This is a genomic window from Kitasatospora sp. NBC_00240 (genome assembly GCF_026342405.1).
GTDB lineage: Bacteria > Actinomycetota > Actinomycetes > Streptomycetales > Streptomycetaceae > Kitasatospora.
This window is the reverse complement of the sequence record NZ_JAPEMU010000001.1, coordinates 6,066,479-6,092,710: the sequence shown is the minus strand read 5'-3', so window position 1 is coordinate 6,092,710 and position 26,232 is coordinate 6,066,479. Positions and strand designations below refer to the sequence as shown.

The window sequence follows — 26,232 nt, the reverse complement described above, 5'->3', positions numbered from 1 at the left end:
GGCCTGGGGCTGGATTTCAGTCATCATGGTGCGGCCTCTCACCATCCGGGCTGGGCCGGCTGGCCGGGTCGGCCGGCGGCCGCGGTCCGGGGCTGCACGGTACTGACGGGCGGGGTGGCTGCCTGGGTCACCGCGGCGGTGCTCGCGGCGGACGGGTTGGCCACCGACCAGCCGTCCGAGCTGAGCTTGAGCTTCTGCGAGGCGGCGTGCTCCTGCTCCTCGTAGTTGACGGCGGTGAGTTCGGCCTTGCGGTGGGCGTCGTTCACCGCGTCCTGAAGTTGGTTCATGACGTCGCGCAGGCCGTCCCGCATGACCTCGTACTGCGCGTGGAGGTCCTGGGCCTCCGCGAACGTGCCGAACGCGTTCTTGCCGATGGCGCTCTGTCCGTGCGTCTTGGTGCCGTCCGCGTACGCCTCGAACTCCGCCAGCAGTCGGCGTACCTGTGCGGCGAAAGCCTTCAGGTTGTCCACCTCAACGCGGTAGCCGCTTCCGGAGCCGCCGCTCGAACCTGTCCCCGTGCTCACGCCTCGTACCTCCCCCGTGCATCTCATGCATCCTGTGTGACCCGCCGGCATGCGGTCCGGTCGACGGACCTTCGGCGGGGCAGCATTCAAGCCGTAACCCTTATGTCTAACACATGGCACCGACGGGCAGAACGGCCCCTCCGGGGCGGATTGCCGCCGCCGTCCCTGACCTGCGATTCCGGGCCCGGCGGGCGCTCGGCGGTTCAGGCGGTGGTGTGCTGCAGGTCCGTCAGGGCGCGGCGGCAGAGGGAGTCGGCGCGGCGGGTGGTTTCGGGCTGGCGGTAGTCGCGGGCGAGGTGGAGGGTGCTGGCGGTGGCCTCGTCCAGGCCGATGCGGTGGCCGACGGAGACGAAGACCGGCTTGACGCCGGTGCGGGTGCGGACCGCGCGGCCGACGACTTCCTCGCCCTGGCCGTCGCCGGTCCGGGTGTCCATGAGCGGTGCCCAGGAGCCGCGTTCGGGCCCCGGGGCGGTGCCGGTGAAGGTGAAGGGCGTCTTGGCCACGCCGTAGGTGCGCAGGCCGGTGAGGACGCCGAGGTGACTGGCGAGACCGAGGCGACGGGGATGGGCGAGGCCGTACCCGTCGCAGACCACCAGGTCGGGGGTGCGGGTGAGGGCGGCCAGGGCGTCGAGTACGGCGGGGAGTTCGCGGAAGGCGAGCAGGCCGGGGATGTAGGGGAAGGCGATCCGGCCGACCGCGGTCGCCTCCTCGACGACCTCCAGGGTGCTGTGGTCGAGCAGGACGGCGGCGGCGACCACGAGGTCGCGTTCGTCGTCGTAGGCGACGTCGACGCCGGCCACGAGGTCGCCGTCGACCGGGCCCGGGCCGAACGGCTCCACCAGGGCGCGCAGGCGGTCCTGTTCGGCGAGGGCCTCGGTCTCGGTGGTCGGCCAGTCGGCGGGAATGGGCACGGGTCCCCCAGGCGGTGTCGGTGCGGATCGGGCGCCGGAGCCGCGGAGCGGACGGGCGCCCGGACGGAGCGGGGCGGAGCACAACGGTCAGGGCGGTACGGGCAAGCGGTACGGGCGGGCGGTTCGGGCGGGCGAGCCGTACGGGCGGCGGGCGGAGCCGTACGTACGAGGCGGTACGACGGGGTGCTGTGATCACCGTACCGAGGTCGGTTTTCGGCCGTCCGCAGGGGCGCACGACCGTGTGATGAGCCTGTGCGCCCCCTGTGCCCCGCATATGCCGAGTTAGGGTGAACTTACCGAACTCCCAAGCTGGGTAGGCATTCTCCCGTAGGCGTTCCACCTCGCACAGCTCCGCAGCCCGACCACTCCGCAGCCCCCGACGCGCGAAGGACCGACCGCCATGCCGCGCCCCACAGTCGCTCAGATCTGCACCGGCACCCTCACCGTCGTCGTCGCCACCGTGGCCCTGCTCAGCGTCTCGGGGGTCACCGGCGCCCTGGAGATCGCGGTCGTGGTGGCCGTCGCCCTGGCCCTCGGCACCCTTGCCACGGCGCTGTCCATGGCGGGCCGTCGCCGTCCGGCGGCCCCTCGACCCGTCGCGGTGCCGCCGGTCGTCCCGGCCGGGCCCGGCGTCCGGACCTCTGCCTCCCGGGAGTACGCGCGGCAGGGCTGAGCCGTGCCGGAAGGGCGTGGGGGAGGCCACCCGATGCGGGTGGCCTCCCCCACGCCCTTGTGTCCGGCGGCTCGGGCAAGGTCAGACGGTGGACACCACCACGGTCTTCGCCGACTTGTCGTGGATGCACTGGCGGTAGGGCTTGTCGAAGACGCCGAACAGGCCGTCGATCACCCACCAGAGCATCGCGCAGCAGATCACGGCGGGGACGATGAAGACGGCGGAGCGGGTCCAGGCGGCCGGCTTGGTAGGGATGTTGCCGTCGACCAGCATGGCGACGCGGACCTTCATGGCCTTCTTACCGAGGGTCTGGCCGTCCCGGCTGAGCATGAGGCCCTCGTAGAAGAACCAGAGGATGCAGGCCAGCCAGAAGGCTCCGGTCGAGCCGCTGCGGTTGCCGAGGCTGGCGAAGGGCAGCACCAGCAGGATCGCCACGATCTGCACCAGCAGGTAGTCGATGACGCGCGCCAGGATCCGGTTCGGCCAGCTGCCGAGCGGCGGCATGCCCGGCACCGGGCCGGCGCCGGGCGAGCCCTGGCCGCCGGGGCCGTAGCCCGTCCCGTAGCCCTGACCGGGCGGTGGCTGGTCGGAGGGGCCGCCTCCGTAGGTGCCGCCGTAGGCGCCGGGCCGATCGTACGGGCTGCCGGCCGGGGGCGGGGTGCCGTACGGGTCACCGGGCGGCGGTGTCGGAGTGCCGTACGGGTCGGACGGCGCACCTGACGGCGTGCCGCCCGCTGGCGGGGGGTTCTTGTCGAACGAGGGCTTACCGCCCTCCTCCGGCTCGGGCCCTGAGGGGTCGTAGGTGCTCATGCCCTGAGTAGAACATCACCCTTAGTGCAAATTCGGGACATTTAGTCCGTTTTATCCTGGCGCACGGCCCTTCAGGCCCTGACCACCCGGGTGCGGGCCGCCCGGTCCTGCCACCCGCGCCGGGCCTTCCGGTCGAACAGCGGCCAGCAGAGGCCGATCACCAGGACCGAGGCGAGCTGCCTGACGATCCATCGGAGGAAGGAGCGTCCCAGCGTGGGCGTTCCGGCTCCCCCCGGCCGCTGCTTCGCCTGGGGTGCGGCGGTCCCGCTACGGGCGCCCGGGCGGGCCGTGGCGCTCTCCTTGCCGCGGGCGCCCCCCTGGCCGCGGGCGGGCGGCCGGGCCTCGACGGTCGCATCGACCACGCGGATGCCCATCAGGCGCTTGCCGAAGGTCTGGCCGGTCCGGGCGGTCGGGAGGACTTCGTACAGGACGCCGACGAACAGCAGGACCGCCAGCAGGACGCCGGCCTTGCCCATCACCACGCCGTCCACCAGCCAGACCTGGACCTGACGGCCGGCCAGGGTGCTGGCCGTCCTGGCTCGGTCGAGCTTGTCCTGGACGTGTTCGGTGGCCGCGGAGGCGAGCGGCAGTCCGGCGGCGACCGCGACGATCGCCATCACCGTGGTGTCCACGATCCGCGCCACGAGCCGGCGGACCAGCCCTGCCGCCGGGCGGGGGGCGGGCCTCCGAGTCGCGGACGGGCGCCGGGCCGGGCCGGCGGCGGCCGGGCCGGACCGTGCCCCGGCGGTCGCGGCAGCGGTCGTGGCGACGGACACGGACACAGCGGCGGCGGCGCGTCCGGTGGTGGCGCCACGACCGACGGCGGTGCCACGGTCGGCGGCGGGAGGCCGGTCGGCGGCCGATGCGGGAGCGGCGGCACCGGCGGCACCGCCGTCGGTGCGGGCGGCCGTCCTGCCGTCCGGGGCGGCGGCCGGGCCGGGGAGCAGCGCGGCGGGCCGCCCCGCCGGGCTCGGGGCCGGGCCGGACCCGGGGCTCGCGGCCGTCACCCCGGACGCAGGTCCGTCGTCCACCCCCGCCGCAGGCGCGGGCCCCGCCTCGGGCTCCGTCCGCGGCTCGCCACGTAGCTCGACCCGGCTCCAGGCCGCCACCTTCGTCGGCGTGGGCTCCGGGGTCGCCGGCTGGATCTCGGTGGCGGCCTCGGGGTTCGCGGCGGACCGGTGTCCGGGCCGCTCCTGGGACATGGGCCAGGCCTGGATCTCGGACGGGGTTTCGGACAGGGCCTCGGGCGGGGCCTCGGCGCCGGGGAGCACGCCCCAGGAGACCCAGCGGGGCGAGCCGCCGGTCTCCAGCAGGCCGCGCTGGGCGCGCGGGTCGGCCTGCCAGCCCGAGCTGCCGACCGACGGCAGCGGGCCCGCCGGTTCGGCCCCGCCGGTCGACTGGTGCGGCACCGGCGCCGGCTGCGGGTCGGCGTAGGTGGTCGGGGCCTCGGCCCGGCTCGCGGAAGCGGCGGCGGCCGCGTTCCGCAGTACCGGCTCGGCGACCCGCAGGACGGCGCCGGCCACCTGCGGGGCGCGCTCCTCGTCCGCCGCCGGGAGCGGGGAGGAGAAGGGGTGCCCGCCCCACTGCGCCTTGGCCTCCCCCGGCCCCGGACCGTGTCCGTGCGCCTGCCCCGGCGCCTGCCCGTGCGCCGGTACCGACCCGTGCGCCGCCGACTGCTCCTGCGCCGCCCACGCCGCGATGTCCGCCTGCCGGCGCAGTTCCAGCTCCGCCTGCGGGGCGAGGACGAAGGACGCCCCGCCGGTCGTCTGGTCGAAGTAGACCGGCCCGGTGTCCCCGGGGCTGAGCACCGTCCCGCCGCCCGGGCCGCCGCCGGTGCCCGTCCCGGCCGTCCCGGCCGCACCACCGGCGCCGTCCGGCCGCCCGCCCGGCCCTGCACCCGGTCCGGCGCCCGTTCCGGCGCCCGTACCGCCCTCGGCCGCCAGCCCCGAACCCGACGGCGGCGGCACGTACCGGGCGCCCGCCGGCCGGCCGGGGCGGCCCAGGAAGCGCGGCGGCTCCAGCACCTCGCCCTCGGCCGGGGTGGGCCTGCTGGTGCCGGGCACCCAGGCGGTACCGCCCCAGTAGCGGACGTAGCCGGGGATCGAGGGGTCGGCGTAGTAGCCCGGGACGGGGCCGACGGTCGTGTCCGCGCCGCCGGCGAAGGGCAGGTCCGTCATGAGGGTCTTCTTTCCTGGCAGGGCCGGTGCGCCGTGCCGACGAGCGGCCGCGCCGATTGGCGGCTGCTCGCCTGCACTCATGGGCGGACAGTCGCCGGGCAGTCACAAAGGGTAGTACCTCGGCGCCCCTCAGGGCGGAACTTGGGCATTCCCCGGACAGCCGGGCGCCCGTACGGGTATGTCCGTGCCCTCCGGGGCCGCCGCGCGCCCGGCGCGCGGTCTCGGGCACGCGCCCGCCGGGGGAAGTTCACCCCTGCTCGACGGAATCCGGCGGAACCTCGGCCACGAATTGGCCGTGATTCCACGAAACCCGTGTAAGACCCCGGGCGGACCGTGCTCTCAACGGTGGCAGGGCCCGGCGCGGGCCGGGCCCGGACCGAAGGCAGAGCAGAGAGGAACGCGACGATGGAGCACTCGACGAGCGTGGTCGAGCACGAGCTGGAACTGAACCTGATTCTCTCCCCCGAGCACAGCGTGCCCGTCCCGGCCCGGCTGTCGTACGGCAGCCACGACCCGTTCGCGGTGCACATCACCTTCCACCTGGACACCGGGACACCGGTGACCTGGGTGTTCGCCCGGGAGTTGCTGGTGGAGGGCACCTTCCGGCCGTGCGGGCAGGGGGATGTGCGGATCTGGCCGGCCGCCGCCCAGTCCCGGGCCGGCGGCGGCGCGGCCGGGCGGCGCAGTGTGCTGTGCATGGCGCTGAGCTCGCCGGCCGGGGACGCGCTGCTGGAGGCGCCGCTGCCGGTGGTGGCGGCCTGGCTGGAGCGGGCGCATCGGCTGGTGCCGCCGGGCAGTGAGCTGGCGGCGCTGGACATGGACGGCTCGCTCGCCGCGTTGCTGGCATGAGCGGGCCGCGTCCGGGTGGCCCGGCCGGCCGGGCCGGGCTGCGCCGTCCGGGGGTGTCAGCCGGCCGCGGGGGCCTGCTGACGCTCGGGGGCGGGGCCGGCCGCTGCCGACCCGGCGGCGGGGCTCCGACCCGCGTCCGGCGGCGCATCCGCCCGGTTGCCGGGCTGCGCGTCCGTCCGCCCGTCCGCCCGGCGGTCGGTCCCCAGCAGCGGGAGGCCGGCGGCGCGGCGGCGTGAGGCGGTGCGCAGCGCGGCGACCAGCAGGAAGCAGACGCCGACCAGCGGGTAGACCGCGGCGGGGAGCTGGCTGAGCGGGCTGAGGTGCTGGTCGAGGTCGCCCTTGTGCGGGACCAGCCACATCGCGAAGGAGCAGAAGGCGATCAGGGTCGCCACGAAGATCGGCCGCCAGCGCAGTCGCCGGACGGCGGCCGGGCGCGAGGCCTCCTGGGCCGCCTCGGCGGCCAGCAGGACGAGCACCGGGACGCACCACACCCAGTGGTGGGTCCAGCTGATCGGGGAGACCAGCACGGCCGTGACCGCCGCGCAGCAGACGCCCCATGCCTCGGCGCGCGGGAGCACCCGGGCGCTGCGGAAGGCGTAGGCCGCGACGCCGACGCCGGCGAGGGCGACCAGGCCGCCCGCCAGCGTGGCGAGGGTGCCGGGCTCGGCGGTGTGCAGCAGCCGGGCGACGGCGCCGCGGACGGACTGGTTGTCGACGATCTCGGTCTTGCCGACCCGGGTGGAGTCGAACAGGTACTTGGTCCAGTAGCCCCAGGTGGCGTCGGGCAGGAACAGCGCGCCGAGCAGGAAGGTGCCGAGGAAGGCGAAGCCGGCCACGAAGGCCGCACGGATCCGCCCGGTGACGAGCAGGTAGACGGCGAACAGGCCCGGGGTGAGCTTGATGCCGGCGGCGATGCCGATGCCGATGCCCTTGGCGAGCCGGGCGTCGGAGCGGGTGAGGTCCCACAGGATCAGGCAGGCCAGCGCGAGGTTGACCTGCCCGTAGCGCAGGGTGGTGAAGACGGGCTCCAGCCAGACCCCGCAGCCGGCGATCAGGACCACCCCGACCGGGCGCAGCTCCCGGCGCGGCCAGCCGACCAGTTTGAAGGACAGGTGGGCGAGCAGCGCGAGCAGGGCGACGTTCCCGACCGTGATGGCGATCCGCAGGAAGCCGATCCCGAACCAGGTGGTGGGGACGAAGAGCATGGCCGCGAACGGCGGGTAGGTGGCGGGCAGGGCCCACTCGGTCACCCGGAACCCGTAGAGGTCCCCGCCGTTCACCACGGCGGAGCCCTCGGCCCGGTAGACGATCATGTCGACCATCGAGGTCCCGACGAAGTGCCGGACGATCGCGTAGGTGAGCAGTGAGACGAAGGCCACGGCGCCGGCGGTCAGCATCGGACGGCGCGGTGCCTGGCGCACCGCGCGGACGGGGGCCGACAGGGCGGCCGCCAGCCGTCCGGACGGCCGGTCCGGCGCGGCGGCGGGATCCGGGCCCGGCACGGCCTGCGCCGCCCTGCGCTCGTCATGCACCGCTGTCACTGTCAGCTCCGTCCGCCGTTCGACCAACTAGCGACCCTACCCGATGGGTGGCGGGCCGCCCGGGCGGTGGGCGGGGCCGGGCGGGAGGCCCGGCGGCCCCCCAGGCGCCCCGGCCCCCGCGACGGCGGTGCGTCGCGGGGGCCGGGGCGCCTGGGGGGCCGTTCTCAGGCCGGGCGGGCCTGCGCGGCCAGGCCGCGGGCGGTGCTGCTGATGGCGTCGAGCCGTGCGCTGAGGGCCTGGTCGGTGTCGGCGGCCCGCTCGACGATGTGGCCGATCCTGGCGCTGGTCTGCTCGGCCCGCTGCTTGAGGTCGGCGTCCGCCCGGGCCGCGGTCGCCTCGTCGGTGTAGGCGGTCGGGGTCGCCTCCCAGGAGACGCTGCCGTCGTCGCCGACGCGCAGGCCGTTGGCCGTCGCCTCGTCGATGGTCTGCCGGAGGTCGTTCTGGGCGGCCCTGATGTCGACGGCGCCCTGGTTCAGCAGTTTGCTCATCGGGGCGAGCCCCGTGGTGGTGTCGTCGAGCTTCTTGCCGGTCCGCCCGACGGACCCGTTGGCCGCGGAGGCGGCGGGGCCCTGCCAGCCGGAGTGGGCGACCGGGTCGGCGGTGCCGTCCCGCCACTCGCGCTGGTCCGCCTGGAGTGCGTCCTGCAGTTTGGCGTACGCCTGGGCGGCGGTTTCGAGGGCGCTCGGGTCGGCCTCGCGCAGCGTTCGGAAGTCCATGGTCACAGCCCCCTCGGTGCGGGACCCTCGCCCATGATGGCGCGGTGCATCTGCTCCTGCGCCTCCTTGGTCGGCGGGTCGAAGTGGTGGATCTCGAAGGGCTCGTCCGGCCCGGCGGGCGCGGGCAGGGGGTGGACCTTGCCCGGTACGAAGACCGGCATGACGTCCACCGGGTACGGCGCCGTGATCCAGTCGATCGGGGTGACGGCGGCGGGCCGGGTCACGCCGGGCGCGATCGGGTGGACGATCGCGGGCGCGGGGCCGGTCCAGGTCGGCGGGACGATTCCCGGCCGGCCGGGCGCGATCGGGTCGCGGCCGCCGGGCGCGATCGGGTGGACGATCGCGGGCCCCGGGCCGGTCCAGGTCGGCGGGACGGTCCCCGGCCGGCCGGGCGCGATCGGGTCGCGGCCGCCGGGGGCGACCGGGTGGACGACCCCCGGTTCCTCGGCGCCGGGCCGGTCCGGGTAGGGCAGGATCACCGCGTCCGGGCCGCTCCCGCTGCGGGGCGGGGCCGGGTAGGGCAGGGTGTGGGCGCCGTCGAGGTCGGTGGCGGCCATGGTGCTCATGGTGGCTGTGAGGCCGGTGGTGTCGCCGGCGGCCGCCATTCCGCCGGCAGTCGCCTGGTCGGCCGCGCGGTAGTTGGCGGCGGTCCTGACCAGGTTGTCCCCGCAGCGGTCCATGTCCGCGGCGGTGGAGTCCAGGGCCGCCTTCCAGCTGTCGGTGCAGCCGCTGAGGGCCGCGCCGCTCCCCCACCCCTTCAGGGCGCCCTGGGCCGCCTCGGCCGGCGCCAGCACGCCCTTGGCCTGGTCCGGGATCCGCGCCGCCGTCCGCCGGCCGTTCTGTCCCGCGCCCTCCAGGACCTCCGGATTCACCTCGAACCCGGATCCGCCCCCGCTCGTGTCGATCGGCATCGTCCGTTCGCCCCCGTTCACCGCCCGCCGTGGCGGGTCGTCCCCCGTCGCGCGGGCCGGACGCCGCGCGCTCTGTTCCCCAAAATAGCCCACCCCTTCGGCCGTCCGGTCGTGGGCGGCCGGTGTGCCCGGCCGGCGCTGACCGCCTGTCAGCCCCGGTCGCCGTGGCGTCCCGGCGGGTGGAACCGGTCCGGCCGCGGCTCCTGGCGGGAGTCGCGGCCGGGCGGGTGGGGGCCGGCGGGGGTCAGCCGGTGTAGGCGCCCAGGGCCCGGGTGAAGTCGAGCGGCTGCTGGACGATGCTGCTGCAGGAGGCGTCCGCGTACTGCTTGGCGCCGCCGTCGCAGGCCTTGTCCCGGGTGCCGGACCACATCGCCAGCCAGGCCAGGTGCTTGGACTTGGCGAAGTCGGCGAGCTGCTTGGCGTCGGCGACGGTGAAGACCTCGGTGGAGACGTCGTTGACGCCGATCATCGGGGTCACCGCCACCTTGCCCCAGGCGGCGCCGTCGTCGAGGCCGAGGACACTCTTGACCTGCGCCTGGGTCGCGGTGGCCGCGGCGATGGCGTACTTGCCCATCTGGCCCTGCGGGTTGGGGGCGACGCCGTCGCCGAAGTCCATCGCCATGATGTTGACGGCGCCGATCGCGACACCGTTCTTCTTGGCGTCGGCGACCAGGTTGACGCCCTCCTGGGTGAGGCCGGTGGGCAGCGCCGGGAGGGTGTAGGAGACGTCCAGGGTGCGGCCCTTGGCGGCGGCGTTCTTCTGCAGCTGCGCGATCGCCTGGGCGCGGCGGGTGTTGGCGGCGGCGTCGGCGATCGCGCCGCCCTCGACGTCGAAGTCGACCTTGGTCAGACCGAACGCGTCGACGGTCTTCTGGTACGCGGCGGTCAGATCGGCCACCGTGCCGCAGACCAGGGCGAGTTCGCTGCCGTTGGCGCCGCCGAAGGAGGCCCGGACGTCGCCGCCGGCGGCCCGCAGCCCGCCGATCTGCGCGGCCACCGCGTCGGTGGCGAGGTCGCTGACGCCGCCCCACTTCGGGGTGCAGCCGCCACCGGACACCACGAAGGCGAGGTTGAAGTTCTTGACGCCGGTGGCCTTCGCGGTGGCGACCAGGTCGTACGGCGGGTAGAGCGAGGTGTCGACGTACGGGGCGAAGCCCGTACCGGTGACCGGGGCGGCGGTCGGGGTCGGCGTCGGCGTCGCGCCGGTGGGCGTGGCGGTGGGGGTCCTGGTGGCGGTCGGGCTGGGTGCGGCGGTGGTGGGCGCGGCCGTGGCGGAGGCGCTGGGCTGCACGGTGGGCGTCGTGGTGGGCCGGCCCGAGGGGGTGGGCAGGGTGCCGTCCCCCGCCTTGCAGGAGGCGTTGTTGATGAGGCAGTTGCCGGGTTCGGCCTGGGCCGCGCCGGAGCCCTGGACCACGAAGCCCACCGAGAGGGTCTTGCCGGGGTCGAGGTGCTTGTTCCAGGACTCGGGCTTGACGGTGATGTGCTGCCCCGAGGCGGTGAACCCGGCGTTCCACAGGGAGCTGATGCTGGCGCCCGCGGGGAGGTCGAAGCTGAGCGTCCAGTCGTCGATGGCGCGGCTGTCGGGGTTGGTCACCAGGTACTGGCCGGTGTAACCGCCGTCCCAGGTGCTGGTGCGGCTGTAGACGGCCCCCAGCGAGGCCGCGCTGGCGGAGGTGGCCAGGGCGACCACCGCGCCGGCGACGACGGCGGCGGCGACCACCGAGGCTCCGACGACGGTGCCCTTGCGGCTGCGCCGGTGGTGGCCGGTACGACTGGTGGACTGGGACGTCATGGTGGGCGTACCTCCGCGAGGTGACCGTGGGAACAGGGGCCCGGGCGGGCGCGGGAGGCGTCGTCGGTGGGGGTCGCGACGCCTCGTCCGGCCCGGGCACGGCCGACGTTATCCGCGCGGTGCGGGGCCCGGCGGCCTGCTCAGGGAGGCGAACAGGTCCCTTACGGCGCACTTAAGGAAGATCTGTCGGCAGGCCCGCTCCGGTGGCTACGGGCGGGCCGCCCGGGCGACCAGGAAGTACGCGGCGGCGTCCGGGTCCAGCGGGGCGCCGAGCAGCCGGGAGGCGGCCGCCAGCTGGTCGGGGCCGAGTTCGAAGCAGGAGCCGATCAGGTCCGGGTGGTCCCCGACCAGGGCAGCGGCGTCGGCCGGGGTGAAACTGTCCGGCAGCGGGTGGTCGGCGAGGTGCTCGTCGCCGACCACCGCGAAGGCCTCGATCTGCCAGATCAGTTCGCCCATGGCCCGGATCGCCCTTCTGCGGACCGACTTTGACGGTCGGTCATCGCTGGAACAGGGTGCTGCGGGTGCGGCGGCGGCTGCCCCGGGCGGGGGTGCCGTCGGGGCGGCTCTGCAGGCGCAGCCGGATCTCGGCCCCGCCGAGGACGGCGGAGCGGCCGAGCGCCAGGTCGCCGCCGGTGGCCTCGGCGAGCTTGCGGACGATGTCCAGCCCGAGGCCGGTGGAGCCGTCGCCGCCGTGGCCCTGGCCGCGCTGCAGGGCGGCGTCGGGGTCGGTGAAGCCCGGCCCGGCGTCGCCGACCAGGACGATCACCGAGCTGTCGGTGGCCAGCACGTCGACGGAGAAGGCGGTGCCGACGACGGTGTGCCGGAAGACGTTGCCGAGCAGGGCGTCGACGGAGGCCGCCAGGTCGCCGCGCTGGACGGGCACGGGGGTGGGCCGCTCGGCGCCGGCCAGCTGCCAGCGGCGGCCTTCGTCCTCGGCGAGGGCGGACCAGAAGCCGACCCGTTCGCGGATCACCTCGGCGGCGTCGCAGCCGACCGTGACGGCGGGGGCGTCCTCGGGTGCCCGGCGGGCCGAGCGGATGATCTGGTCGACCTCGCGCTCCAGCTGGGAGACGGCGTGGCGGGTGGCGTCGGCGGCGTCGCCCTCGCCGAGCGAGGCGGCGTTGAGCCGCAGCACGGTGAGCGGGGTGCGCAGTCGGTGCGACAGGTCTGCGGCCAACTCCCGTTCGGCGGCCAGCAGGTGGACGACGCGGTCGGCCATGGCGTTGAACGCGTGGGCGGCTTCGCGCAGTTCCTCCGGGCTGCCGTCGGCCTGCTTGCCGTCGACCGGGACCCGGACGGCGAGGTTGCCGCCGCCGAGCGAGCGGGCGGCGGCGGCGAGCGAGCGGGCCGAGGTGACGATCCGGGCGCCCATCCGGTCGGCCACCAGGACGGAGATCGCGACCAGGGCGAGGGCGACGGCGGAGAGCACCAGCCAGGCGGTGGAGACGCCCCGGGTGAGGTCGCCGTCGTCGACGTAGACCTCGACCACCGCGACCCGGGCGGTGTCGACCGCAACGGGCTGCAGCAGGGCGTAGCCGCCGGGTACGTGGACGGTGTACGAGCGGCCCTGGCTGGCGGCGGCGGCGACGTCCGCGTCCAGGCTGCGGACCGAGCCGATGCTGGGCCCCAGGGCGACCGTGCCGGTCGAGGCGCCCCAGTCGACGCCCGTCCGGGTGGCACCGGGGGCCGGGGTGGGGGTGGGGGCCGCGCCGGCCGTCCCGGGGCCGGCGGCGGCCGCGCCGGGGCCCGCGACGGCGGGCAGGTGGACGGCCATCCGGCCCTGGGCGCCGGCGTCGGTACTGGCGACGGCGCGGGAGATGGCGTCCTGGTCGGTGGTGATGGCGAGGGCGGGGCCGAGCGCGCCGGCCTGCCGCTCGGCGGCGGTGAAGGCGCGGTCGCGCGCGGTCTGCTGGACCATCAGGCCGAGCGGGATCAGGAAGGCCAGCGCGACCATGGTGGTGCCGGCGACGGCGGCCTTGATCAGCGCCCAGCGCAGGGAGTGCCCGGACGGCCGCGCGTCGGGCGCCCCCCGGCCGCCCCGTACCCGCCTCACCTCCGGTGCTCCGCGGAGGTCGGCCCGGGGGCCTGCCCGGCTGCCTCCAGCCGGACGCCGACCCCGCGGACGGTGTGCAGGTAGCGCGGGCTGGAGGCGGTCTCGCCCAACTTGCGGCGCAGCCAGGAGAGGTGGACGTCGATGGTCTGGTCACCGCCGTAGGTCTGCCGCCAGACCTCGGCGAGGATCTCCTTGCGCGGGACGACGACCCCGGGGCGGGCCGCCAGGAAGGCGAGCAGGTCGAACTCACGCCGGGTCAGGTCGAGCGTGCGCCCGTCCAGGACGGCTTCGCGGCGCTGCAGGTCGATGGCGAGGCCGCCGACCCGCAGGATCTTGGCCGCGGGGGCGGTGCCGCCGCCGAGCCGGCGCAGCACGGCGGCCATCCGGGCGGACAGGTGCTCCCCGGAGAAGGGCTTCACCAGGTAGTCGTCGGCGCCGTCGTTGAGCAGTCGGACGATCTCGGCCTCGTCGTCCCGGGCGGTGGAGATGATCACCGGGACGTTGGTCAGGCCGCGGATCATCTTGAGCGCCTCGCTGCCGTCCAGGTCGGGCAGCCCGAGGTCCAGGATCACCAGGTCGCAGCCGACCTGGGCGACCTCGCGCAGGGCCTCAAGAGCGGTACCCACGCTGCGGACCGCGTGCCCCGAGTCGGACAGGTGCCGGATGAGGGCGGAGCGTACAAAGGGGTCGTCCTCGACCACGAGCACTGTTGCCATGGGCCAGCACGGTACGCCATCCAGGTCAGGTGGTCTGTACCTCGGGGTGGAGTTGGCGGCGGAGTTCAGGGCGCGGGCCCGGTCGGTCTCGGACGGATATCAGCTCGATCCCGATCCGGTCCGGGTGGTTTGTGCAAGTTCCCTTCCGAAGGCCAGGGGTGCTGAGCTGGTGCTCGTCCCGATACGGCAGGATGAGCGGGCGATGCGGAACGGACTGGTTCAACTCGGCGCCTGGGCGGCGGCCACCGGCGCGGCGGTGGCGCTGTCCTGGTTCGGCGTGCACGCGGTGCTGACCGGCGCCGCCTTCGAGCAGCCGACCGCGCTGCCGCTGCCCTCCCCCGCCGCGAAGGACGTCGCGGCGACGGAGTCGGAGTCGGCCTCCCGGTCACCCTCGGCCTCCCGGGTGGAGTCCACCCCGCAGGCCGCGCTCGGCACGGCGACCCAGCGGGCCGCCGCGCCCGGCACGCCGTCGCCGCCCCCGGCGCCGGCCCCGACCACCGCGGCGGCGCCGGCTGCCTCCCGCCAGCCCGCCGCGACCTCGGTGCGCAGCTTCCTGGTACCGGGCGGCCGGGTGGCGCTGGACCTGCGGCCGACCACCGCCGAGCTGGTCTCCGCGACGCCCGACCCGGGCTGGCAGATGCAGGTCTGGCACGGCGACCAGTGGATGCGGATCGACTTCTCCAAGGACGGCGACGCCAACTCGGTCTTCGTGACCTGGAACGGGCACGCGCCGGACGTCCAGACGGTGGTGCGCTGACCGTCGTCCCGGTCAATCCGTGCTGCTCGCACCGGTTCTGACGATCCGTCCGGCCGCCGGGGCGACGAACCCGGGCAGGTAGGGGCCGGTGTACCGGGAGCGGTCGACCAGGGTGTGCCGGATGCCGCCGGGCGCGCCGATGACGGCGAGCAGCACCGTCCCGTGGCGGTCCTGCGTCTCGTACGGCTCGGCGTAGGAGCGGGCGCCCCGGTCGACGGCGAAGTCGTAGGCGTAGTGGACGTCGGGCACGGCGACGGAGAGGTCGACCACGCCCTCGCCGTGCGTGACCAGGTGGGCGGCCAGGGTGCGGCCGCGCTCGCCGATCACCTGGACGACCGAGGTGAGGACGAATCTGCTGCCGGGCCCCTGCAGTACGTAGGAGACGGTCTCCGGCTCGCCGGTGTCCGGCCCGGCGTAGGCGCTGCAGCTGAGGCCGAGCAGGTCGAGGTAGCGCCGGGCGGCCCGTTCGGCGTCCCGGACGACGAAGACCACCGCGTCGGTACGGCCGCCCGGCAGGGGCCCGGCGTCGTCGTCGGTCGCGCCGGTCGCCGTCACGCCGGGCGCCGGGGCCGTGCCGGGAGCGTTCCCGGGGTGTCCCCCCGGGCGGGTCCGGGGCTCGGCGTCCGGGCCGATCTCCCGGGCCAGGTCGTACCCGGCCCCTCGGCCCGGCCCCATGTCGGTGCGGGTACGGGTGGGGAAGGTGTGCACGGTGGCGTGTTCGGCGGCGATCTCGGTCATGACGAGCCCTCCCGGTGGGCGTGCGGACCAGTACGCGTCCCGCCGGGCGGTGGGGGCCTGCCCGCGGGGTGTCGCTGGAGGGTGGCGCCCCGCACACCGATGCGCAACTGTTCCGATTCCTCCTGGTCAAGGTGCGCTGCCGGGCCGGAGAATTGGCGGCACCGTTGTACAGAATGCCCATCCGGACGGAGCCCGCGATGCCCCCCGCCAACTCCCCCAGTTCTCCCGGGCCCTCGGGCCTCCCCGGCGCTCCCGGGGTGGTCGGCGCCGCGGGAGCGGCCGGCCCGGCGGCGGCCCGCCCGGCCGGGTCGCTGAACGACGCGATCGACGCCCTGGACGGGAAACTGATCAGGCTGCTGGCGGAGGAGCCGCGGATCGGGGTGCTGGAGTGCTCGCGCCGGCTCCAGGTCGCCCGCGGCACGGTGCAGGCCCGGCTGGACCGGCTGCAGGCCAAGGGGGTGATCGGCGGATTCGGCCCGGAGGTGGACCCGGCGGCGCTCGGCTACCCGGTCACGGCCTTCGCCACCCTGGAGATCTCCCAGGGCCAGGGCGCCGACGTACGCGCCCACCTGTCGGCCGTCCCCGAGGTGCTGGAACTGCACACCATCACCGGCCACGGGGACATGATGGTGCGGATCGTGGCCCGTTCCAACGCCGATCTGCAGCGGGTGATCGACCGGGTGGTGGGCTTCGACGGGATCGTCCGCTCCTCCACCGCCATCGCCCTGGAGAATCCGGTGCCGTACCGGATCCTGCCGCTGGTGGACCAGGCCGCCGCGGAGTGAGGGCGCTTCAGGGGCGGTGAATCACGCCCCGCCCGACAGGCCAGGACGATCCCTTGCCCGGAGCACGATCCTCGGCGGCTGCACGTGCCCGACCCCAACCGTCGGTGACCGACGAGCGCGGGCGGGCGATGCGGCCCGGCACCGGCGGCCCGGTAAGCCCGGCGGGCCGGTACGTCGGCGGCCCGGTAAGCCCGGCGGGCCCGTACGTCGGCGGCCCGGCTCCTCGTCCATGACCCGGTACCGCCACGGCCCGGCACTCCGGCGGCCCGGTACCGCCACGGCCCGCTGCCTCAGCAGCTCGGTACGTCCCCGCCGTCCCGCAGCGCCTTGAGCGCCGAGACCGACTCGGCGAGCGTGGAGACCGGCACCAGCCGGAGCCCCTCGGGGGTGTTCACCCGGGCGTCCGAGCACTCGCCCTTGGGCACCAGGAACACCGTGGCGCCGTCCCGCGCCGCCGCCTGGGTCTTCAGCGGCACACCGCCGACCGCGCCCACGTTGCCCTGGTCGTCGATGGTGCCGGTGCCGGCGATGGTCCGGCCGGCCGTGAGGCTGCCGCCGTCGCCGCCGAGCTTGTCGACGATGCCCAGGGCCAGCATCTGCCCGGCGCTGGGCCCGCCGATGTCGCCCAGGTCGATGCTGACCTTCACCTGGGCCGGCGAGAGGTGCAGGTAGTCCAGCGCGGCGACCGTGGCACTGTCCTGCGACTCGGTCATCTGCTGGGCGTTGACCTGCTCGGACTTCACCGGGTCGGACTTGGGGTAGACCGAGTCGGTCGGCCGGACCGCCTCGTCCGGGTCCGCCCAGGCCTGCAGGGCCCGCCAGAGGCTGGTCCGCTCGTCCTGGTTGGTGGCCGAGATGGTGACCATCCGCAGCTGTCCGTCGGTCGGGCGCACGGGCGCCCCGGTGATGGTGATCACCGGCTGCCCCTGGTAGTCGCCCAGGGTGTCCGCCGTGACGCCGGGCATGGTGAGCGTGTACGGCAGCGGCACGAAGGCCGCCACGCCGAACAGCGCGGTGACGAGCGCGCCGCACAGCGTCAGCGCGCGCGTCCGGGGGGCGGTCAGGGCGGGGGGCAGCTTCAGGTCGGGCACAGAGGCATCCAAACACACCGGGGGCGCCCGGCGGGCCCGGGCGCGAGCGCCCGGCCGCGCCGGGCCGACGCGACGGCCGTCAGCGCAGCGCGTCGGCGACCTCGGTGGCGGCCTCGACCACCCGGGGGCCGACCCGCTCGGGGACGAGTCCGTTGAGCATCACCACGCCGACGCTGCCCTCGATGCCGCTCAGCCCGACCAGCGCGGCGGCGGCGCCGCTGGCGCCGGACTGCTCCTCCGCACGGGTGATCACGAACCCGTCCTCGGGCCTGCGCTGGCCGGGGAAGCCCCGGGCCTCCAGGATCGCCCGACCGGCCGCGCTCTCGCTCAGCGGGTGGCGCAGCCCGGTCCGGTAGGCGACGTGGAAGTCCGTCCAGCTGGGTTCGACCACGGCCACGGCGAGCGCCTCGTTGCCGTCCACCAGGGTCAGGTGGGCGGTGGCTCCGAGGTCCTCGGCGAGGCTGCGCAGGGCGGGCAGGGCGGCCTCGCGCAGCAGCGGGTGCACCCGGTGGGCGAGCCGCAGGACACCGAGGCCGACCCGGGCCCGGCCGCCGATGTCACGGCGGACCAGCCCGTGCTGCTCCAGGGTGGCGAGCAGCCGGTAGACGACGGTGCGGTTGACCGCGAGGCGGGCCGCCAGCTCGGTGACGGTCAGCCCGCGCTCCGAGTCGGCGAGCAGTTTGAGGACCCGTACTCCTCGGTCCAGGGTTTGGGAGGTCTCGGCAGTCACGACGCGCATTCCTTTCCGCGGCGGTCACCGGAGCGGCAGGGCCGTCCGGGTGGGGGTGTCGCGCGCAGGTTGGGTGGGCCGCGCCAGGGCACGCCGTTGCCGTCGTCGTTGACGGGCGTGCGGCCCTGCGGGGGTGCCCCGCTCGCGGGGGATTGCCTGGCGAGTGAGCGTGGGGGAAAGGTAGTGAAGGAGATGCTCGCTGGGGAAGTGCTTGTCCAAAATTCGGTCATGATCGTTTTGATTCGATCGGACAGAACCGGACAAAAGCACCTAATTCGCAATCGTTCCGTGGGCACCAGTTCGATCACAGTCCGGACTTCGGACACTCACCCCGGCCGGAATGCCGGTTTCAGAGCAGATTGCGGGCGATCGTCCACAGCACGGCCACCCCGAGGACCGCGGCCGTTCCCCGGCGCCCCAGCGCCGGCCGCCAGCTCCGCCCGGCCAGGCCGTGCCGCAGCCAGGTGACGTACAGCGCGGCCACCGCGGGGAGCGCGAGCAGCAGCGCCGCGTTGTCCTGCCAGGCCGCCGCGAGATCGCCGTGCAGCAGGTCGAAGGCCATCCGGGTGCCGCCGCAGCCGGGGCACTGCAGGCCGGTGAGCCGGTACCAGGGGCAGAACGGCAGCCACTGCCCCGGCAGGTGCGGATCGCGCGACCAGAGGTAGGCCGCCCCGGCGGCGCCGGCGGCGGCCAGCCCGAGCGGCGCGGCCGCGGTGCGCAGCCGCACGGCCGCGGGAACGGCGAAGCCTCCGCCCCGGGTACGGTCACCGGGGCGGAGGGATCGCGGCTCGCGCGCGGGGCGCGAGGAGCTCATGGCTCAGCTCTTCAGCAGACGACCCTGGGCGTCGGTGCGGTCGTTGCTGGTGAGGAAGAGGATGCCGTCGATCAGGGACCAGACGCCGAGGCCGCCGCAGGTCAGCAGCTGGGCGATACCAAGACCGATGTGACCGGTGTAGAAACGGCCGGCGCCGAGGTAGCCAAGGAGGATCTGCAGGACGCCCGCGACGACCTTGGACTTGTCGGACTGCTGGGCGTTGTTCTGGGGGTACGACACGTTCGGTCTGCTCCTTGTGACGACATGACCGGGCGGCAGGGGTCTCCGGCCGCCCGGGCGGAACGCTCGGACGGAGCGTTCGAAGAGAAGGGGACACGACACCGTTCGTCCTCGACAGGACCTCGGCGGGCCGCCCATGACGGCCCGAATGCCGTGGCGGTCCCCCCGTGGCGGCGTAGCACGCGGAACACTAGCGGATGATCACACCGGCTGTCTCCACGAATTCTTCGCCGATCCATTAATCCCCCATGACCATTTGGTTACGCTCCGTCAGAGAATCCGTCACGGCGCTCCGCACAGTGACGATGATTCGCCCACAACCCGTTTCATCCGACCGACGATCACTCCCACCGGTCCGCCCCACCGCGGCCCGCCACCCGGACGCCACGCTCCCGGCCGTCCGTCGCCCGCGGACGCCCCCTCGTCGGCGCCATCCGCCCCGTCGCGCGACACCGTGGCGGCCCGGCCGTCCGGCACTGCCCCCTCCCCCGCCGCTGGAGGGCCCCGCGCCCCCGCACCGGATCGCGGACCCGCCCGCCCCGGCGATCCGCCGGGCCCGCGCGCACCGGCGGCGGCCGGACGGCAGACCGCCGGGCGCCCCGGCCTCCGGCGCCCGGCGTTCTCCTCACGTCCCGTCAGCGCACCGACGGGACAGGGCGGTCAGGCCGCCCACTCCTTGACCTTGGCGATCCTGGCCTTGAGCTGATTGGCCGTCGCCTGCGCGGTGAGCGGCCCGCCGCACTGGCGGCGCAGCTCGTTGTGGATGGTGCCGTGCGGCTGGTTGGTCCGGTGGTGCCAGCCGGCGACCAGCCCGTTGAGCTCCTTGCGCAGATCCCGCAGTTCCTGATGGGTCACCACCGGCCGCTGGTCGGCGGGGAGTTCCAGCAGGTCCGCCTCCTCGGCGGGCTTGGCCTTGCTGCGCTGGATCTGCCGGTGCTGGCGCTTCTGCAGCAGCATCTGCACCTGGTCGGGTTCGAGCAGGCCGGGGATGCCGAGGTAGTCGTCCTCCTCCTCGCTGCCCGGGTGCGCCTGCATGCCGAATTCCATGGCGTTGTAGAGCACCCGGTCGAAGACCGCGTCCGAGCCGATCGCCTCGTAGGAGAACTCGTCGCCGCCGGCGCCGTCCGGCCCGTCGTTGGCGCGCTCGGCCTCGGCGAGCAGGCGGTCCTCCTCGTCGAAGAGGCCGTCGCCCTCCTTCTTCGGCCGGTCCAGCACGTGGTCGCGCTGGAGCTCCATCTCGTTGGCGAAGCCGAGCAGGGTCGGGACGGACGGCAGGAACACCGACGCGGTCTCGCCGCGCTTGCGGGCCCGGACGAAACGGCCGACGGCCTGGGCGAAGAACAGCGGGGTGGAGATCGAGGTGGCGTACACGCCGACGGCGAGCCGGGGCACGTCGACGCCCTCGGAGACCATGCGGACGGCGACCATCCAGCGGGAGGCGCCGGCCGCGAAGTCGGAGATCCGTTGGGAGGCCTCGGTCTCGTCGGAGAGCACGACGGTCGCGCCCTCGCCGGTGATCTCGCGGATCATCTTGGCGTAGGCGCGGGCCGCGTTCTGGTCGGTCGCGATGACCAGCCCGCCGGCGTCCGGGATGGCCTTGCGCACTTCGGTGAGCCGCTTGTCGGCGGCCCGCAGCACGTTCGGGATCCACTCGCCCTGCGGCGCCAGCGCGGTGCGCCAGGCCTGGGCGATCAGGTCCTTGGTCATCGGCTCGCCGAGCCGGGCCTCCAGCTCGTCGCCGGACTTGGTGCGCCAGCGCATGTTGCCGCTGTAGGAGAGGAAGATCACCGGTCGCACGACGTGGTCGGCGAGGGCGTGCCCGTAGCCGTAGGTGTAGTCGGCGACGGACTTGCGGATGCCGTCGCTGCCCGCCTCGTACTGGACGAACGGGATCGGATTGGTGTCGGAGCGGAACGGCGTACCGGTCAGCGCGAGCCGGCGGGTGGCCGGCTCGAAGGCCTCGAAGCAGGCCTCGCCCCAGGACTTCGAGTCACCGGCGTGGTGGATCTCGTCCATGATGACCAGCGTCTTGCGGGCCTCGGTGCGGTTGCGGTGCAGCATCGGGTTGACGCCCACGCCCGCGTAGGTGACCACGATGCCGTGGTAGTCCTTCGACAGCGGGCCCGAGGAGTACGCCGGGTCGAGCCTGATGCCTATCCGGGCGGCCGCCTCGGCCCACTGCTTCTTCAGGTGCTCGGTCGGCGCGATGACGGTGATCTGTTGCACCAGGTGGTTGTGCAGCAGGTACGAGGCCAGGGTGAGGGCGAAGGTGGTCTTACCGGCGCCGGGGGTCGCGACGGCCAGGAAGTCCCGGGGCTGCTTCTCGATGTACCGGTCGAGGGCACCCTGCTGCCAGGCTCGCAGCTTGCCCGCCGTGCCCCAGGGCGCGCGTCCGGGGAAGGCCGGCGAGAGGTGGTGCGACGGAGCCCCCGCGGCAGCCGGGCGGACCGGTGCGTGCGGCTCGACCGCGTCGGAGAACAGGGGCGACATGGCGGCGGAAGCGGCTGCGGTACTCACGGTCTCCGAGGGGGATCGTCGCAGGTCAGGGGCACTCTAGCGGCCCCGCCCCGCGGTCGGGCGGCGGTCGGACAACCCGCCTAGCCTACCGGGCCGGGCGCCGGAGCGGCGCCCGACACGGAGGGCGGACGGGGGTCAGGACTGCCCCTGGTGGAGTGCCCGCAGCTGTTCCGCGATGGCCTCCACGTCGCCGATCTCGCCGGCCGCGACGCCCACCACCAGCAGGTATGCGGCGTCCTGGTCGATGCCGGTCATCTCGGCCCCGTTGAGGTCGAGGAAGACCACCGCGCTCATCCAGGCCGTCCGTTTGTTGCCGTCGACGAAGGGGTGGTTGATCGCCAGCGAGTGCAGCAGCGCGGCCGCCTTCTCGAACAGCCCGGGGTACGCCTCGACGCCGAACATCTGGGACTCCGGCCGGTGCGCCGCGGAGGACAGCAGGCCGAGGTCGCGGACGCCGACCTCCTGCTCCTGGCAGGCGTACTCGGCGAGCTCCAGGATCTCCATCACGCTCAGGTACTTCATTCCCCGAGCCTTCGCAGCAGATCGGAGTGGCGGGCGGCGTACTTGGCGCCGAGCTTGCGCACGGCCTCGCGGTCGGTGCCCTCGTCCAGGTAGCGCTCGATCGCCCGGACGACCACCGCGTGCATGCTGCGGCCCTCCACCTCGGCCCGCTCGCGGAGGGCCTCCTGCTGTTCCTCGGTCAGTCGCAGATTCATCGCCATACCAAAACGGTACTGAATGTGGGGTCATTTCGGTACCAGTTTTCGCAGCGTCCGTGATCCAGGTCACCATGACCCGAGGGGCGAAGCCGGGTAATCGCCGGCGCCCCCGTGACTCTCCCCACAGGTGGGGCCGCAGCAGCCCCGTCCGTCACTCGGGCCCCACCCGTACCCCTCGGAGGAATCCCCCGTGCTCACCCCCGCCGTCGAGCAGCTCGTCCAGGCCCGCCTCGTCATCTCCACCCGGCGCTCCGCGCTGCTCCACGTCACCCTGCGCTACCGCGCCGACGACCCGCTGGCCGTCCGGATGCTCTTCCCCGCCGAGTACTCGCTGGACGCGACCGGGCCGGCGGAGGGGCCGGCCGGCCCCGAGGTGACCTGGGTCTTCGCCCGGCAACTGCTCGCCGCCGGGCTCACCGGGCCGGCCGGGATCGGGGACGTCCACGTCCGGCCCGCGCTCGGCCCGCAGACCACGGTCGAGCTGCGCGCCGCCGAAGGGGTCGCCCTGCTCCGGTTCGACACGGCCGACCTGCGGTACTTCCTCCGGCAGAGCTTCCTGGCCGTCCCCGAGGGCGAGGAGCACCGGCACCTGGACGCCGACCGGGCGCTGGCCGAGCTGCTCGGCTGACACCCGACCGGCCCGCCTCCCCCACCCGGCCCGCACCCGGGCGCCGGCACCCCCGCGGCACCGCCCGGCGCCCGTACCCCGCTGCCCTGCGGCGCCGGGGGGGCCGCCGCCGCGCCCGGTCATGCCCGTCTGCCCCGCGCGGTGTCCACCAGGAACGCGTACGCCACGACATTGCCCCGGTAGCCGTCCCGCTCGCTGAAGCCGCCGCCGCAGGTGATCAGCCGCAGCTGCGCGTCGCCCGCCTGGCCGTACACCCGGTCGTCGGGGAACTCCTGCTTGTCGTAGACCTCGATCGCGTAGATCTGGAAGACCGCCGTGCTGTCGTCCGCCCGGGCGATCTCGATCCGGTCGCCCTGGTGCAGGGCGCCCAGGCTGTAGAAGACCGCCGGGCCGCTGCGGGTGTCGACGTGCCCGGCCAGGATCGCGGTGCCGCGCTGCCCGGGGGTGACGGCGCCCCGGTACCAGCCGGCCAGATTGCGGTCCGTCTCCGGCGGGGGCTCCAGGTGCCCCGAGCCGTCCAGGCCCAGCCCGGTGACGGGGGCGTCCAGCCGGACCGCCGGGATCCTGATCCGGGTCGGGGTGGAGGCGTCCAGCGGCGGCACCACACTGACCGGCCCGAAGCCCGCCATCCGCTGCCCGGCGCCCGGCAGCGGCGGCAGGGTGCGCCCGCCGTCGTGCAGCATCCAGGCGCCCAGCACCAGGGCCGCGCCGACGACCAGCGTGCCCGGCCAGGGACTCCTGCTCTGCTGCCCGCCCACCCCGGTGCCCCTCTCGCTCCCGCTCCGTCGCGCTGCGGCCAGTGAACCGGTGGCGACCGCCCGGCACCGCCCGGCGATCCGTCGCCGGAGCCTGTACGAAGGCCCGTCCGTCCGGCGTCCTCGCAGGTCATCCCAGGTGCGGCCGGATCCGGCCGAAGGCACCGGCGGGCTGCTCCGAACGGGGCCCGCGGCCGCTCAGTCGCGCGTCCACGGCAGCTTGGGCCCGACCAGCCGGGGCCGGGTGACGAAGCCCTCGGCGGCGGCGTTGGCCGCCACGATCGCGAACAGCTCCGAGGAGCGCTCGTACAGCAGGAACCGCGGCTGCCAGGCCGGCTGGTACTTGGCGTTCGCCCGGTACAGCGACTCCAGCTGCCACCAGCGGGAGAACAGCAGCAGGACCCAGCGCCAGAGCCGCAGCACCGGGCCGGCGCCGAGCCGGCCGCCCTGCTCGAAGACCGAGCGGAACATCGCGAAGTTCAGCGAGACCCGGTCGACCGGTAGTTCACCGCGCGCCGCGCTCAGCAGCAGCTCGGTGACCAGGTACTCGACCAGACCGTTGTCGGACTCCCGGTCGCGGCGCATCAGGTCGAGCGAGAGCCCGTGCCCGCCCCAGGGGACGAAGCTCAGCAGGGCGCAGACGCGGTCGTTCTCGTCCCGGCACTCCAGCATCAGGCAGTCGCCGTCGGCGGGGTCGCCGAGCCGGCCGAGCGCCATCGAGAAACCCCGTTCGGTCCGGCCGTGCCGCCAGGCGTCGGCCAGCCGCACCAGGGTCTCCAGCTCCGCCGCCGGGATGTCGCGGTGCCGGCGCGCCACCACCCGGTAGCCGGACTTGCGGACCCGGTTGTACGCCTGCCGCAGCGGGCGCATCTGCCGGCCCTCCAGGCTGAAGCCGGCCACCTCGACCACCGCCTCGTCGCCGAACTCCAGCGCCTTCAGACCGGCCCGTCCGTACGCGGTGCCGGCCTGCTCGCTCGCCCCGGTGACGGCCGGCACCCAGGCGTTGGCCCGGGCCGCCGTCCGCCATTCCTCGATCGCCTGCGGCCATGCCTCGGGGTCGCCGACCGGGTCGCCGGAGGCCAGCGCCACCCCGAAGACCACCCGGTAGAGCACGGCCGCCTTGCCGGACGGCGACCAGCAGACGGACTTGTCCCGGCGCAGCGCGAAGTAGCCGAGCGAGTCGCGCTCGCCCTGCCGCTCCAGCAGGTCGCGCAGCCGCCGCTCGTCCTCGTCCCCCATCCGGACCCGGCCGCGCGGGGAGCGGAAGAACACCCGCAGCACGAACAGGAAGAGCACCGCGCCGAGGATGTTGAGGGTGAGGTCCACCCAGCCGGCCACGTCGATCCCGGTGTCCAGGACGATGCCGGAGACGGTGAACAGCCGCAGCGACGCGTACAGGAAGCTCGCGCCCCAGCTCGGCGGGATCTGCCCGGGCGCGGCGAGCCGCACCAGCAGCGCACCCAGCGCGGTGACCACGATCGCGCCGCCGATCAGCACGCCGAGGCCGAGCGCCACGTTGCCGTGCTGGCCGCGGACCCGGTAGGCCGGCCGGCCCAGCACCAGCGCGGCCAGCACGCCGAGGCTCAGGACGACCGAGATCCAGTTGAACGGGTGGGCGCGGTCCTCGGGGAGCAGCACCATCGCCAGCACGAAGATCGCCGTGTAGAGGCCGACCACGGTGGTGGCGACGATCCAGGCGGCCCGTTTGCGGCGGCGCAGCATGACGGCGAGCAGGCCGGCGAAGAGCGCGGCGGTGAAGCCGGCCGTCATCAGGACGGGGGTGAAGTACTCGCCGGAGTTGACCCGCTGGACCCGGTCGCGGAACGGCGCGATCGGGGCGGCGAGCAGGTTGAGCACCGCGGCCGCCCGCAGGTACCACTCGGCGGCCAGCGCGCAGCGGGCCCGCCAGGGCGGCAGCGGGCGCAGCGGTGCGGGGGCCGGGCCCGGCTCGGGCGCGCGCGCGGGTGGCGGTTCGGGCAGCGGCCCGGGTGCCGGTACGGGTGCGGGTACGGCCTCGACGGCCGGCGGGGCCTCGCTGCCGGGGGCCCGGTCGGGGGCGCCGGCCAGCACGTTGTAGGCGGAGGTCTTGAAGCGGACGATCCGCTGGTGGATCCGGGCGTCCCGGCGTTCGGCCCGGGCCAGCCGCTTGGGCCGGCTGCGGTAGCGCCAGCGCGCCCACGGGCTCTGCGGCCGGGCCAGCCGGATCGCGCCGACCAGCGGGAACAGCGGGACCATCAGGCCGATCAGGCCGGTCCACAGCTTGCCCTTGAGCAGGCTGACCACGACCAGGGCCAGAAGTACCGCGGCGACGACCAGCTGCCCGGCCGTCAGGTGCCGCTTGAAGCCGCCCAGCGGCAGCTCGCCGACCAGCAGCAGGCCGATGATGGCGACCGCCAGGATCACCGCGTCCACGGACTTGCGGCCCTGTTCCTTCCAGTACACGTCCTCCAGGTGCAGGACCAGCGCGAACTCGTCCAGCACCAGCCCGCAGCCGATGCCGAAGGCCAGGCCGAGGATGTCCCAGGGCGCCTCGCCGCAGCCCCGGACGGTGAACGAGCCGACGCCGGCGATCACCATCAGGGCCTGGCCGAACACCACGTGATGGATGTGCAGCCCGCCGGGACTGACGTTGCCGGGCCACCAGCTGGTACCGCGGCGGATCATCCGGACGCTGAAACGGATGAACAGGAAGGAGCCGATCAGGCCGATCAGCAGCAGGAAGAGCGGCTGGCGGCCGCTGTCGATGATCCGCTCCCGATAGGTGTCGACCAGCGCCTGCCACATA

General features: G+C 74.7%; 26 protein-coding genes. 5 read left to right on the top strand and 21 right to left on the bottom strand.

The window, feature by feature from the left end; translation table 11 throughout:
• Positions 1-38: 38 nt before the first annotated feature.
• Together OG689_RS25975 and OG689_RS25970 are read right to left on the bottom strand one after the other, a co-directional pair.
• A complete protein-coding gene (locus tag OG689_RS25975; RefSeq protein WP_266323278.1) occupies positions 39-524 on the bottom strand; it encodes a hypothetical protein in 486 nt (161 codons plus the stop codon).
• A 203-nt stretch (positions 525-727) separates the two neighbouring features.
• Positions 728-1,435 carry an endonuclease V gene (locus OG689_RS25970; protein ID WP_266323277.1) on the bottom strand — a complete coding sequence of 236 codons (708 nt, stop codon included), beginning with the start codon at positions 1,433-1,435 and terminating at the stop codon, positions 728-730.
• A gap of 400 nt (positions 1,436-1,835) precedes the next feature.
• On the opposite strand from OG689_RS25970, the gene OG689_RS25965 reads away from it, so the two are divergent.
• Positions 1,836-2,108, top strand: coding sequence for a hypothetical protein (locus tag OG689_RS25965; protein ID WP_266323276.1), 273 nt, complete (start codon positions 1,836-1,838; stop codon positions 2,106-2,108).
• Positions 2,109-2,189: 81 nt separating this feature from the next.
• On the opposite strand, the gene OG689_RS25960 is transcribed toward OG689_RS25965, so the two are convergent.
• Positions 2,190-2,918, bottom strand: coding sequence for an RDD family protein (locus OG689_RS25960; RefSeq protein ID WP_266323275.1), 729 nt, complete (start codon positions 2,916-2,918; stop codon positions 2,190-2,192).
• A 71-nt stretch (positions 2,919-2,989) separates the two neighbouring features.
• Positions 2,990-5,095, bottom strand: coding sequence for an RDD family protein (locus tag OG689_RS25955; RefSeq protein WP_266323273.1), 2,106 nt, complete (start codon positions 5,093-5,095; stop codon positions 2,990-2,992).
• A gap of 405 nt (positions 5,096-5,500) precedes the next feature.
• Between OG689_RS25955 and OG689_RS25950 the strand changes: the two genes are divergently transcribed.
• Positions 5,501-5,944 carry an SsgA family sporulation/cell division regulator gene (locus OG689_RS25950; RefSeq protein ID WP_266323272.1) on the top strand — a complete coding sequence of 148 codons (444 nt, stop codon included), beginning with the start codon at positions 5,501-5,503 and terminating at the stop codon, positions 5,942-5,944.
• A 56-nt stretch (positions 5,945-6,000) separates the two neighbouring features.
• On the opposite strand, the gene OG689_RS25945 is transcribed toward OG689_RS25950, so the two are convergent.
• From OG689_RS25945 to OG689_RS25915, 7 genes are all read right to left on the bottom strand, one after another.
• Positions 6,001-7,485 (bottom strand): glycosyltransferase 87 family protein, encoded by a 1,485-nt coding sequence (locus OG689_RS25945; RefSeq protein ID WP_266323270.1) that lies wholly within the window; start codon positions 7,483-7,485, stop codon positions 6,001-6,003.
• 164 nt (positions 7,486-7,649) lie between these two features.
• Positions 7,650-8,201, bottom strand: a complete 552-nt coding sequence (locus OG689_RS25940; protein WP_266323269.1) for a WXG100 family type VII secretion target — start codon at positions 8,199-8,201, stop codon at positions 7,650-7,652.
• Between the two features lie 2 nt (positions 8,202-8,203).
• Positions 8,204-9,112, bottom strand: a complete 909-nt coding sequence (locus OG689_RS25935) for a hypothetical protein (protein ID WP_266323268.1) — start codon at positions 9,110-9,112, stop codon at positions 8,204-8,206.
• A gap of 244 nt (positions 9,113-9,356) precedes the next feature.
• On the bottom strand, positions 9,357-10,904 hold the full coding sequence (locus tag OG689_RS25930) for a cellulose binding domain-containing protein (RefSeq protein ID WP_266323267.1): 1,548 nt from the start codon (positions 10,902-10,904) through the stop codon (positions 9,357-9,359).
• A gap of 207 nt (positions 10,905-11,111) precedes the next feature.
• Entirely contained in the window at positions 11,112-11,360 is a 249-nt protein-coding gene (locus tag OG689_RS25925) for a hypothetical protein (RefSeq protein ID WP_266323266.1), read from the bottom strand.
• A 40-nt stretch (positions 11,361-11,400) separates the two neighbouring features.
• Positions 11,401-12,900 (bottom strand): HAMP domain-containing sensor histidine kinase, encoded by a 1,500-nt coding sequence (locus OG689_RS25920; RefSeq protein ID WP_266327439.1) that lies wholly within the window; start codon positions 12,898-12,900, stop codon positions 11,401-11,403.
• A 53-nt stretch (positions 12,901-12,953) separates the two neighbouring features.
• A complete protein-coding gene (locus OG689_RS25915) occupies positions 12,954-13,673 on the bottom strand; it encodes a response regulator transcription factor (RefSeq protein WP_266323265.1) in 720 nt (239 codons plus the stop codon).
• A gap of 202 nt (positions 13,674-13,875) precedes the next feature.
• Between OG689_RS25915 and OG689_RS25910 the strand changes: the two genes are divergently transcribed.
• Positions 13,876-14,430 (top strand): hypothetical protein, encoded by a 555-nt coding sequence (locus tag OG689_RS25910; protein ID WP_266323264.1) that lies wholly within the window; start codon positions 13,876-13,878, stop codon positions 14,428-14,430.
• 12 nt (positions 14,431-14,442) lie between these two features.
• Here the strand turns inward: OG689_RS25910 and OG689_RS25905 are convergent, their stop codons facing one another.
• Positions 14,443-15,168 carry a VOC family protein gene (locus tag OG689_RS25905; protein ID WP_266323263.1) on the bottom strand — a complete coding sequence of 242 codons (726 nt, stop codon included), beginning with the start codon at positions 15,166-15,168 and terminating at the stop codon, positions 14,443-14,445.
• Positions 15,169-15,479: 311 nt separating this feature from the next.
• Here OG689_RS25905 and OG689_RS25900 point away from each other — a divergent pair, with 311 nt between their 5' ends.
• Positions 15,480-15,953, top strand: coding sequence for an Lrp/AsnC family transcriptional regulator (locus tag OG689_RS25900; RefSeq protein WP_190214877.1), 474 nt, complete (start codon positions 15,480-15,482; stop codon positions 15,951-15,953).
• A gap of 290 nt (positions 15,954-16,243) precedes the next feature.
• Here OG689_RS25900 and OG689_RS25895 read toward each other — a convergent pair whose 3' ends face one another.
• The 7 genes from OG689_RS25895 to OG689_RS25865 all read right to left on the bottom strand — a co-directional run bounded on the left by OG689_RS25895 (position 16,244) and on the right by OG689_RS25865 (position 22,061).
• The gene (locus tag OG689_RS25895) at positions 16,244-17,044 is read right to left on the bottom strand and encodes a S16 family serine protease (protein ID WP_266323262.1); all 801 of its coding nucleotides are present in this window, start codon (positions 17,042-17,044) and stop codon (positions 16,244-16,246) included.
• A 79-nt stretch (positions 17,045-17,123) separates the two neighbouring features.
• Entirely contained in the window at positions 17,124-17,774 is a 651-nt protein-coding gene (locus tag OG689_RS25890; protein ID WP_073923031.1) for an IclR family transcriptional regulator, read from the bottom strand.
• Positions 17,775-18,123: 349 nt separating this feature from the next.
• Complete coding sequence (locus OG689_RS25885) at positions 18,124-18,588, bottom strand: DUF2752 domain-containing protein (RefSeq protein WP_266323261.1); 465 nt, start codon at positions 18,586-18,588, stop codon at positions 18,124-18,126.
• A 3-nt stretch (positions 18,589-18,591) separates the two neighbouring features.
• Complete coding sequence (locus OG689_RS25880; protein ID WP_323189327.1) at positions 18,592-18,828, bottom strand: TM2 domain-containing protein; 237 nt, start codon at positions 18,826-18,828, stop codon at positions 18,592-18,594.
• A gap of 660 nt (positions 18,829-19,488) precedes the next feature.
• Complete coding sequence (locus tag OG689_RS25875; protein WP_266327437.1) at positions 19,489-21,318, bottom strand: DEAD/DEAH box helicase; 1,830 nt, start codon at positions 21,316-21,318, stop codon at positions 19,489-19,491.
• 162 nt (positions 21,319-21,480) lie between these two features.
• The gene (locus tag OG689_RS25870) at positions 21,481-21,867 is read right to left on the bottom strand and encodes a type II toxin-antitoxin system death-on-curing family toxin (protein WP_266323260.1); all 387 of its coding nucleotides are present in this window, start codon (positions 21,865-21,867) and stop codon (positions 21,481-21,483) included.
• Entirely contained in the window at positions 21,864-22,061 is a 198-nt protein-coding gene (locus OG689_RS25865) for a ribbon-helix-helix protein, CopG family (protein WP_323189387.1), read from the bottom strand. Before OG689_RS25865 ends, OG689_RS25870 begins: the two co-directional genes overlap by 4 nt.
• A gap of 193 nt (positions 22,062-22,254) precedes the next feature.
• Between OG689_RS25865 and OG689_RS25860 the strand changes: the two genes are divergently transcribed.
• Positions 22,255-22,692, top strand: coding sequence for an SsgA family sporulation/cell division regulator (locus OG689_RS25860; protein ID WP_266323258.1), 438 nt, complete (start codon positions 22,255-22,257; stop codon positions 22,690-22,692).
• A 119-nt stretch (positions 22,693-22,811) separates the two neighbouring features.
• Here OG689_RS25860 and OG689_RS25855 read toward each other — a convergent pair whose 3' ends face one another.
• On the bottom strand, positions 22,812-23,375 hold the full coding sequence (locus OG689_RS25855) for a class F sortase (RefSeq protein ID WP_266327435.1): 564 nt from the start codon (positions 23,373-23,375) through the stop codon (positions 22,812-22,814).
• 270 nt (positions 23,376-23,645) lie between these two features.
• Positions 23,646-26,231, bottom strand: coding sequence for a phosphatidylglycerol lysyltransferase domain-containing protein (locus tag OG689_RS25850; protein ID WP_266323257.1), 2,586 nt, complete (start codon positions 26,229-26,231; stop codon positions 23,646-23,648).
• Position 26,232 lies beyond the last annotated feature (1 nt).